7 protein-coding genes are annotated in these 9558 nt (G+C 65.6%); 6 read left to right on the top strand and 1 reads right to left on the bottom strand.

The features are described from left to right. Positions 1 to 251: 251 nt before the first annotated feature. Positions 252 to 3470 carry a bifunctional cytochrome P450/NADPH--P450 reductase gene (locus tag ACSFBF_RS32245; protein WP_435474182.1) on the top strand — a complete coding sequence of 1073 codons (3219 nt, stop codon included), beginning with the start codon at positions 252 to 254 and terminating at the stop codon, positions 3468 to 3470. A 19-nt stretch (positions 3471 to 3489) separates the two neighbouring features. On the opposite strand, the gene ACSFBF_RS32240 is transcribed toward ACSFBF_RS32245, so the two are convergent. Further along, positions 3490 to 4134: a DUF1444 domain-containing protein gene (locus tag ACSFBF_RS32240; protein WP_435474180.1), complete on the bottom strand. Its 645-nt coding sequence runs from the start codon at positions 4132 to 4134 to the stop codon at positions 3490 to 3492. A gap of 191 nt (positions 4135 to 4325) precedes the next feature. Here ACSFBF_RS32240 and ACSFBF_RS32235 point away from each other — a divergent pair, with 191 nt between their 5' ends. From ACSFBF_RS32235 to ACSFBF_RS32215, 5 genes are read left to right on the top strand one after another with little or no spacing between them, the layout of a single operon-like run. Further along, complete coding sequence (locus ACSFBF_RS32235; RefSeq protein ID WP_435474178.1) at positions 4326 to 6620, top strand: type VI secretion system Vgr family protein; 2295 nt, start codon at positions 4326 to 4328, stop codon at positions 6618 to 6620. After that, positions 6613 to 7782 carry a DUF2169 family type VI secretion system accessory protein gene (locus tag ACSFBF_RS32230; RefSeq protein WP_435474176.1) on the top strand — a complete coding sequence of 390 codons (1170 nt, stop codon included), beginning with the start codon at positions 6613 to 6615 and terminating at the stop codon, positions 7780 to 7782. Before ACSFBF_RS32235 ends, ACSFBF_RS32230 begins: the two co-directional genes overlap by 8 nt. After that, positions 7779 to 8126 carry a PAAR-like domain-containing protein gene (locus ACSFBF_RS32225; protein ID WP_435474174.1) on the top strand — a complete coding sequence of 116 codons (348 nt, stop codon included), beginning with the start codon at positions 7779 to 7781 and terminating at the stop codon, positions 8124 to 8126. Before ACSFBF_RS32230 ends, ACSFBF_RS32225 begins: the two co-directional genes overlap by 4 nt. Then, complete coding sequence (locus ACSFBF_RS32220; RefSeq protein ID WP_435474172.1) at positions 8126 to 9295, top strand: colicin D domain-containing protein; 1170 nt, start codon at positions 8126 to 8128, stop codon at positions 9293 to 9295. The genes ACSFBF_RS32225 and ACSFBF_RS32220 overlap by 1 nt, the downstream gene beginning before the upstream one ends. Beyond that, positions 9292 to 9534 carry a hypothetical protein gene (locus ACSFBF_RS32215; RefSeq protein WP_093078958.1) on the top strand — a complete coding sequence of 81 codons (243 nt, stop codon included), beginning with the start codon at positions 9292 to 9294 and terminating at the stop codon, positions 9532 to 9534. Before ACSFBF_RS32220 ends, ACSFBF_RS32215 begins: the two co-directional genes overlap by 4 nt. Positions 9535 to 9558 lie beyond the last annotated feature (24 nt).

Genomic DNA, 9558 nt, shown 5'->3' with positions numbered 1-9558 from the left:
GGAGAGCGGGGTTTACCGGACGGGCTCCCTTCAGCGCTACGGGAGCGGGAGAAACAATATCAGGAGGAGGCCGAAGGCCGGGGGACATTCGCGGAGCAAGGTACCCCGTCGGCGTGAGCGCGCCCTGAAGTTTCCCGCCCGAAGCTCCCTAAGGGAAACCCCGTCCTGCCTGCCCCCCGTGCCGTCGGGATACTCCGGTTGTTACACCCCGGATATCAGAGGCGGGTCCATTCCAAAGGCACAACAAGACCATGGCAGGCAAAAACTCGCTCTACCCGATCCCGCATCCGGCGAAGAAACCCTTCGTCGGGAACCTGCTGTCGATCGGGTCCGACTCTCCCGTGCTCGACATGTGGAAGATCGCGCAAGACCTCGGCGGCATTTATTGGCTGGACATGCCGGGCATGCCGGTGATCGTGGTGTCGTCGCCCGCGCTGGTCGACGAGCTCTGCGAGGAGCCGCGCTTCGACAAGAGCACGCGCGGCGCATTGCGACGGCTGCGGGCCGCGTCGCACGGGCTCTTCACTTCTGACACGCACGAGGAGACCTGGTCGAAGCCTCACAACATCCTGCTGGCCAACTTCAGCCAGCGCGCGATGCAGGCCTACCACCCGATGATGCTGGACATTGCCGGGCAGCTGGTCACCAAGTGGGAGCGCCTGAACTTCGACGAAGAGGTGGACGTGGTGCGCGACATGACCGCGCTCACGCTCGACACCATCGGCCTGTGCGGCTTCGGCTATCGCTTCAACTCGTTCTACCGCGAGGGCTTTCATCCCTTCGTCGATGCGATGGTGCGCACGCTGGAGACGGTGCAGAACCGCCGCGGCCTGCCGCTCGAAGAGCTGATGCTGAAGAAGGAGCTTGCGCAGCAGCGCAAGGACATCCGCTACATGCACAAGATGGTGGAAGACATCATCGAAGAGCGGCGCACGAGCGGCGCCGACATCGCCACCAAGCCCGACCTGCTGAGCTACATGATCGCGGGCGTGGACAAGAAGAGCGGCGAGCAGCTCACCGACAAGATGATCCGCGACGAGTGCATCGAATTTCTCATCGCGGGGCATGAAACCACCAGCGGCCTGCTGTCCTTCGCCATCTACTTCCTGCTGAACAACCCCGAGGCCATGGCCAAGGCGCAGGCCGAGGTCGACAACGTGTTCGGCCCCGACACCACGCAGAAGCCCACCTACGCGCAGGTCAACCGTCTGCAGTACGTAATGCAGGTGCTGAAGGAATCGCTGCGCCTGTACCCGACCGCGCCCGCGATCTCGATGCGCGCCAAGGAAGACACGAAGATCGGCGGCCAGTACACGATCAAGAAGAACAACATGATCATCATGCATGCGCTGGCGCTGCATCGTGACAAGGGCATCTGGGGCGAGGATGCCGACCAGTTCAACCCCGACAACTTCACGCGCGAGGCCGAGCGCGAGCGGCCGGTGAACGCATTCAAGCCCTTCGGCAACGGGCAGCGCGCCTGTATCGGGAGGCAGTTCGCCCTGCAGGAGGCAGTGCTCACGCTGGGCATGATCCTGCAGCGCTTCAACCTCGTGGATCACACGGGCTACAAGCTGAAGATCAAGGAAGCGCTGACGATCAAGCCGGAGAACTTCAAGATCAAGGCGCTGCTGCGCGACCCGGCATCGCGTCCGCGCGGCAACATGACCGATGCGGCGGCCGCCCCGGTGCAACCCGTGCAAGCTGCCGCGCGCAAGCCTCAGACGGCACGCCACGGCACCTCGCTGCTGGTGCTGCAGGGCTCCAACCTCGGCACGGCCGAAGACCTTGCACGGCAACTCGCCGAGGCCGGCGAGATGCGCGGTTTCTCCACGCAGCTGGCCTCGCTCGACGACTATGCCGAGCGGCTGCCGGCCAACGGCGCGGTGACCATCGTCTGCGCCTCGTACAACGGCGTGGCGCCCGACAACGCGGCCGAGTTCCACCGCTGGCTCGACAAGGCCGACGATTCGCTCAACGGCGTGCGCTTCAGCGTGTTCGGCTGCGGCAACACCGACTGGGCTGCCACCTACCAGGCCGTGCCGCGCCGCATCGACGAGCGGCTCGAAGCGCTCGGCGCCACACGCGTGCATCCGCGCGGCGAAGGCGATGCGCGCGAGGACATGGACGGCGCCTTCCAGGACTGGAGCGACGCGCTCTGGCCCGAGCTGGTGAAGGCCTTCGACATCAAGACCGGCGCCGACACGCCCGTGCAGAGCGAACCGCTCTACACGCTCGAAGAGCTGCCGCCGCCGCAGAAGAACGCGATCGTCGATGCGCTGGGCGCGGTGGCGCTGCGGGTGATCGAGAACCGCGAGCTGCAGAACGGTGGCAATGGCGAGGCCGGCCGCTCCACGCGTCACGTCGAACTGATGCTGCCCGAGGGCCTGATCTACCGCGCCGGCGACCACTTGAGCGTGGTGCCGCGCAACAGCCCCGCGCAGGTCGAACGCGCGATGGCGCGCTTCGGCTTCGACCGCACGGCCCATGTGCGCCTGCATGCAGGCGCGGGCCGCAAGGCAGCGCTGCCGGTGGAGCAGGTGATTGCGGTCGACCGCCTGCTGGGCGACTACGTCGAACTGCAGGACGTGGCCACGCGCAAGCAGATCGCCACGCTCGCGGCATATACCGAATGCCCGTTCACCAAGCCGAAGCTCGCGGCGCTGTCGGGCAGCGACGAGGCTTCGCAGGCGGCATACAAGGCCGACGTGCTCCACAAGCGCAAGTCGCTGCTCGACCTGCTGGAAGAGCACCGCGCCTGCCAGGTGCCGTTCGCGGTGTTTCTCGAAATGCTGTCGCCGCTGTCGCCGCGCTACTACTCGATCTCTTCCTCGCCGACGATGACGCCGGGCAGGTGCAGCGTGACGGTGGGCGTGGTGAGCGGCCCGGCCAAGTCGGGCATCGGCACCTTCGAGGGCGTGTGCTCCAACTTTCTGGCGCGCGCGGAAGCCGGCGACACGGTGCACGGCGTGGTGCGCGAGACCACGGCCGAGGGCTTCCGGCTGCCGGACGATGCGAGCCGGCCGCTCATCATGGTCGGGCCGGGCACCGGCCTCGCGCCGTTCCGTGGGTTCCTGCAGGAGCGCGCGGCGCAGATCGAGGCAGGCAATGCGCAAGGCGAGGCGCTGCTGTTCTTCGGCTGCCGCCATCCCGAGCAGGACTTCATCTATGCCGACGAACTCCAGGCCTGGGCGCACCGCGGCGTGATGAAGCTGCATACCGCCTTCTCGCGCGCGGGCGAGCGCAAGGTCTATGTGCAGGACCTGATCCGCGAGCAGGCCGCCGAAGTGTGGAAACTGCTGGAGGCCGGCGCGGTGGTCTACGTGTGCGGCGACGGCTCGCGCATGGAGCCCGACGTGCGGCGCACGCTGAGCGACCTTGCGCGCGAACACGGGCACGACAGCACGGCGTGGATGGACAAGATGATTGCGGACCAGCGCTATGTGCTGGACGTATGGGCCGGCAGCTGAAAGGAAGCCTGCGGGGGCCTCAGGCCTCCAGTGCCGACGCGTGGTCCTCGAAAGTGCCGCGAACGTGCCAGCCGTCCGAGGTCAGCGCCATCACCTTGTCGGAGAGGCCGTGCGGCCCCGCCTCGGCCTTGACCTCGGCGGCGGCCGAACACATGAGGCGCAGCATGGTCTCTGCCGTGATCGGCTCTCCCCCGGCATCGAAGCTTGCTCCGCTGTCCATGAAGTAGATAACGCTGCGGCTGGGCACCACCGCGAGCAACTCGCCCTTGAACCCCTGCGACAACTGCGCCCAGAGGTCCGGCAGCAGCAGCATGCAGGCCTCGAAGTCGTCGCCCGTCACCAGGGCCTTGTACATGACGAGATCCTGCGTGCCGAGATTGGGCTCCACCTGCCGGAGCATGTTGTCGATCGCCAGTTCGTACAGCGACTGCGGATCGAGCCCCGTTTCCTCCATGCCCTCCTGGGTCAGCGTGATGAACTGCGTGGGCGTGTCGAGCGCGAACGTCATCAGCAGATCGGAATCGCCGGCGAAGGGGTAGGCCACGGGCGTCTGCGCCTCGCGGTTGCCGCCCCGCGCCTCGATCTGGTCGAGCATCGGCTGCACAGCCTCGAGGAAGTCGACGTGCTTGATGCGGGGGTAGACGGGCGGCAGGTCGGGGTACATGACGCCGCTATTGTTTTGGGCGGGGCCGCTGCGGCACAAGTGACGGAAGTCATGGTCACGCGAACCGGCTTTGCAAAACGCCCGCCCGGTCCCACCAGATTGTTGGGGCGATAGCAACCTATCGTGCTACTGGCGTTTCAGGCTCGAGTTGCTACGATTTGCTTCGTCAGTCAGAACATCAGGGAGATTTCATGCCAATAGGCACCGCGCAGCTTGCGCGTGTTCTCACCGCTTCCTCGTCTGCGATGCCTGCGTTCGGCAACGAGCCGGCACTGGAGCCCATCGCGATTGAAGGCGATGAGGGTTTGAGCAGTCTGTTTCGCTATACCCTGACCCTTGCCACCCCCGAACAGCAGGGCTACAACGAGCGTCAGGCGGCCAATGTCGCCATCAAGCAGTTGATCGGCGAGACGCTCACCACGCACATCGTTCTGGATGGCAGGCCCGGCTCAGGTCCGGAGCAGCGCCACATCTCAGGGCTGGTCACGCGCGTGCGCTTCCTGCGGCTGGAAAATCGCCGCGCGCTGTACGAAGCCGTCGTCGAGCCTTGGCTCACTCTGGCAACGCGCACGAGCGACTACCGCATCTTCCAGAACGAAGACGTGCTGGGCATCGTCAAGACTGTTCTCGGCAAGTACGGCTTGCCCTTCGAGATCCGGGCCACGCGAAGCTATCCGGCCCGTGAGTTCCAGGTCCAGTACGGGGAGACCGACTACGACTTCATTGCCCGGCTGCTGCACGAGTGGGGCCTGTACTACTGCTTCGTGCACGAAGAAAACAACCACAAGCTGGTGATTGTGGACGACATGGCCTCTCACCAGCCCTTCGCGCACGCGGGCTATCAGACCATTCCTTTCCATGCCGCCGACGCGACCGCACGCGAAGAACGCTGCGACCGCTTCAATGCGCATGAGGAATTGCAAAGCGGCCGCTGGGTCACCGACGACTTCGACTTCAAGCGTCCCAAGGCCGAGTTGCAGCAGGTCAGTGCCATGCCGCGCAAGACCGCGCAAAACACATGGGAGCGCTACAGATGGCCGGGCGACTACGTCGTCGAATCCGAAGGCGAGCAATTGGTGCGCACGCGCATGGAGGAGACCGGCAGTCAAGGCGAGCGTGCCAGCGGCTCGGGCAACCTGCGTGCGGTGGTGCCGGGCTGTCTGCTCACGCTGGAGCGCCATCCCCAGAACGAAGCGAATCGGCAGTACCTCGTGACGAACACACACCTGCGACTGCAGGACGTGGGCGATGCGAGCTCGCAGCAGGAGTTCGAATGCCGGGTGGACTTCGAGGTCATCCCGACGAGCAAGGTTTTTCGTGCGCCAGTGCCACCGGAGCCAAGGCCGCGCACTACGGGGCCTCAAACCGCCATCGTCACAGGCCCGGCCGGGCGCGAGATCTGGACCGACGAGTACGGCCGCGTGAAGCTGAGCTTTCACTGGAACCGCTATTGCACCAAGGACGAGAACAGTTCGTGCTGGGTGCGCGTATCGTCGCCCTGGGCCGGCACCAACTTCGGCGGCATCCAGATTCCGCGCATCGGGCAGGAGGTGATCGTCGACTTCGAGAATGGCGACCCCGACCGCCCCATCGTGACGGGCCGCGTCTACAACGCCGACAACATGCCGCCGTGGAGCTTGCCCGACAACGCCACGCAGAGCGGCCTTCTCACACGCAGCTCCGAGGGCGGCAGCGGTGCCAACGCCAATGCCTTGCGCTTCGAGGACAGGAAAGGCCAGGAACAGGTGTGGCTGCACGCCGAGCGCAACCAGGACATCGAGGTCGAGCATGACGAAACCCACTCGGTGGGCCGCGACCGCAGCAAGAAAGTGGGCCGCAACCAGATGGCCACGATCGGCATGGCCTACATGCACAACGTGGGCCTCGCCAAGATGGTGAACATCGGCCTCGCCTACTCCTTCAACGTCGGCATGCTGCGCAACACCGTCGTCGGCATGATGGACAACACCATGGTCGGCAAGACCCAGACCACCAAGGTCGGCGAGAAGTACCTGCTGTCCGTGGGCGGAGACAAGGGCAGCCATATCGAGATGGACGGCAAGACCATCTCGCTGCGCGTGGGCGCGTCGGTGGTGCAGCTCAAGGCCGACGGCTCGATTGCCGTCACGGGCAAGAAGATCAACATCACGGCGCAGGGCGACGACGTGACGATCAATGGCGAGCACATCTGGCTCAACCCCATGGGCGGTGGCGCCGCTCTGCAACCCAACGCGGTGCCGACCCCACCGCCGGCCGAGCCACCAGGCAGCCCGCTGGCGAGCCTGGGCGCACTGATGGGCGGCAACCCCGCCGACCTGCTTGGCAAGGCGGGGCAGCTCGCCTCTATCGCCCAGCAGGTGGCCGGGGGCGGCGGTGGAGGCGGCGAAGCTGCAGGCCATGCGACGCAGGTCCTCGGCACTGTCTCGGCCGCGGTCTCCGCCGGCGTCGGAATGCTGGCAGCGGACAAGGGCAACGCCCATGGCTGAGCCCGCGCCGCCGATCCCCGCGCCGCGCCTGAGGCAATTGCGCAACGGCACCCCCTTTCCACACTTCCAGTTCGACAAGATGGGCAAGGGGCGGCGCTTCCACGACGTGGTGGTGGTGTGCGCGAGCTTCGTGCTCGCGCCCGGCCGGCTCGAACCGGCGGCGTTTCACCGCGGTCCGGTCTTCGCCGACGAGCTCTGGGATGCCGCGCACGCCACGCTGTCGAGCTTGCGCACGGCGACCGACCTGCTGCTGTTCAAGCCCGACGCCGATGTCTACGTGACGGGCACCGCACACGCCCTCGACTGGACACCACGGCGCGATTGGCGCGCGGAGCTGCAGGTGCACCGACACCATGACGCACCGCTGCTGCACAAGGCGCTGCGTCTGACCGGGCCGCGCCACTGGGACTGGCAGCCGGACGCCGCGCAGCGCAGCCTGTCTGACCCGCAGCCCACGCTCGCCGTGCCGCTGCGCTACGAGCTCGCCTACGGCGGATGGGGATTCGACCAGGGCGACGACGAATCGGCCCCGCCTCGCACCCACTCGGCCAACCCCTGCGGCACCGGATGGTTCGGCAGTGCAGCCCGCGAGGATCATCCCGGGGCGCGCCATGCCGCCGGACAACCGTTTCCCGGGCCGCAGATCGAGCACACCGATGCACCGCTGCAGCACGCCAACCACAAGGACGCCCAGCCCGTCGGCTTCGGGCCGGTCGCGCGTTTCTGGCAGCCTCGCGTCGCGCTGGCGGGAACCTACGACGACGCCTGGCGCGAACGCCACGCCGGACAGCCCTACATGGACTACGCCGACGATTTCGACGAACGCTTCTTCCAGTACGCCCCCGCCGACCAGGTCGTGGCCGGTGGCCTGCGGGGCGACGAATCCCTTCGCATGAGCGGCTTCTTCGCCTCGACGCCCTGCACCGAGACTCAGCTCCCGCTCCTGTGGATCGAGGCGCTGTGCAGGAACGGAGACGGCATCGAGCGCAGCGAAGCCATGAAGCTCGACACCGTGCACATCGACCTCGACGAGATGCTCATGCACCTGACCTGGCGGCTCACGCTCGACCAGGCGCTCGATACGGTGGCGGTCGACCTCTTCGACCGTCCGATCACCGAGGCTCCCGCAGGCAGCGGCATGCCCCAGGGAGTGCCTGCATGAGCGCCGAAAAGCACATCGCAGATGCGGAATCGCGGTTCATGGTGGTCAACGTGGCGCCGGACTTCTGCATCGTCGGCAACCAGGTCGTTCCCTTCGACATCGTGTCGACCCTTCCGCCCGAGAAGGCGGCCTACTCGCACACCGTGTTCGCGCGCAGCGAGAAGGTGCTGATGGTCGACAGCATCGTCAAGGGCGTGGCGGGCAACGCGGGCAGCGGCGTACGCTCGGGGGTCTCGCTCGGCGCGGGCAACGTGAAGATCATCTCCGGCTCGCAGACGGTCTTCGTCGAGAGCCGCCCCGTGGCCCGCCACGGCGATCTCTGCGAGATGAACGGGGCGGCCTGATGAGCTCGATTCCCGACGACAAGAAAACGCTGGGGCAGGTGCTGTCTACGTCTTCCTCGTCGTCGCCCTCTTCCTCCTTCTCGCCCCCCTCCTTCAACAGCAACGGCACGCTCGGCAGGGTGCTGACCTTCGAGGTGCCCAAGGGGCCGATGGTGCGGCGTCGGCCGGGCATCTGCAGCGAGCGGTACGAACGGGAAAAGGCGGACTTCGAAAAGATACCGTGGTACGAGCGGATGTGGATCGGCACCGGTCGCGACGCGCGCCTGGAGCCTACGGATGCGCTGCAGGCCGCGAAGACATTTCAGCAGGCATGCGAAAAGATGCCGGATGAAATCCCCAAGTCGGCGCTGGACGACAAGCTCCAGCAGCTGAACGACCACTACACCGGCAAGAACCCCTTGCCGCCCGAACAATCCCTGGAGCTCAAGAGAAGGGTTTCCTTCCTGCAGGACGTCTATACGCCGGGGCCACGCTGGGAGAACGGGCTTTCCGGCAGCGAAAGTGCCTGGCTGAGTGCGCAGAATCTGCGCTTCGGCAACTCGCTGGGCATCGCCTTGCTGGGCCCGATCTTCGGCGCCCCCGGTGCGGCCACGCGTGTACTCGGAGGAAGCGAGGAGCAAGTAGCGGCGGCCAATCAAGTCGGCGCGGCCGCATTCGACATGGCCGCTGCGCATGTGGGTCTTGGCGGGAAGAAGAGTGCTCCCGAGCCTCTGCCAAGACCCGGGGAGAACGCTCGCGGCGCCCCCCTCGAACCGGTCGGCCGGCCCGTCGGAGGAAAGTCTTCGACGCAGAATCCGCCACCGGAGCCCCCGGCACAAGGCACTGTCGTTCGACGCCTCCCGCCTCCCCCTCCAGCACCACCGCCAAGGCCTACGGTTCAGTACGACAAGAAACAACTACAGGCCAAGTACAAGCACGCCAAGGACTTCGGCGTGAACGATCCTTGGGGCAAGAATGCGGCCGCAAACTATCAATCAGCCTTGGAAGCGCACGTGCAGGATCCGGGCACCCAGATGTTCAACGGAACGTATCGCGGCGACCCTGTCATCCACTACCTCAATCCCTCCACGGGCCTGAATGTCATGACGGATACTTCTCACAACTTTCTTTCCGGGTGGCGGCTCAATCCGGCCCAGATCAACAACGTCCAAACACGAGGCAGCCTGTGACGAACGACAAGTACGACTTCGACAAGGAAGTGAACATCACTCTGCCTCAAGCCAAGATGGCCATCCTGATGGAAATCTGTACCAAGATTGCCCAGTTTGGTCTCTCGCCGGAAGAAGAGCATGTCCTGAGAGAGATCGAATCCGCAGCCGAGTCAGAAATCGATTTCATCTTCGACCCGGACTACAAATCGGTGATGGAGAGCATCAGGAGAAAGCTCAGAGCCGAGCTTGACCTTTAGGCGTAGCCGCTCGGCTGCGCTTCC

This window comes from Variovorax nivicola (assembly GCF_051216475.1).
GTDB lineage: Bacteria > Pseudomonadota > Gammaproteobacteria > Burkholderiales > Burkholderiaceae_C > Variovorax.
This window is presented reverse-complemented; position numbering and strand designations above follow the sequence as displayed.

Bases quoted from the DNA above. Each gene is read 5' to 3' on its own strand.
- ACSFBF_RS32230 (WP_435474176.1), top strand. From the start codon at position 6,613: ATGGCTGAGCCCGCGCCGCCGATCCCCGCGCCGCGCCTGAGGCAATTG.
- ACSFBF_RS32225 (WP_435474174.1), top strand. From the start codon at position 7,779: ATGAGCGCCGAAAAGCACATCGCAGATGCGGAATCGCGGTTCATGGTG.
- ACSFBF_RS32240 (WP_435474180.1), bottom strand. From the start codon at position 4,134: ATGTACCCCGACCTGCCGCCCGTCTACCCCCGCATCAAGCACGTCGAC.
- ACSFBF_RS32245 (WP_435474182.1), top strand. From the start codon at position 252: ATGGCAGGCAAAAACTCGCTCTACCCGATCCCGCATCCGGCGAAGAAA.
- ACSFBF_RS32235 (WP_435474178.1), top strand. From the start codon at position 4,326: ATGCCAATAGGCACCGCGCAGCTTGCGCGTGTTCTCACCGCTTCCTCG.
- ACSFBF_RS32220 (WP_435474172.1), top strand. From the start codon at position 8,126: ATGAGCTCGATTCCCGACGACAAGAAAACGCTGGGGCAGGTGCTGTCT.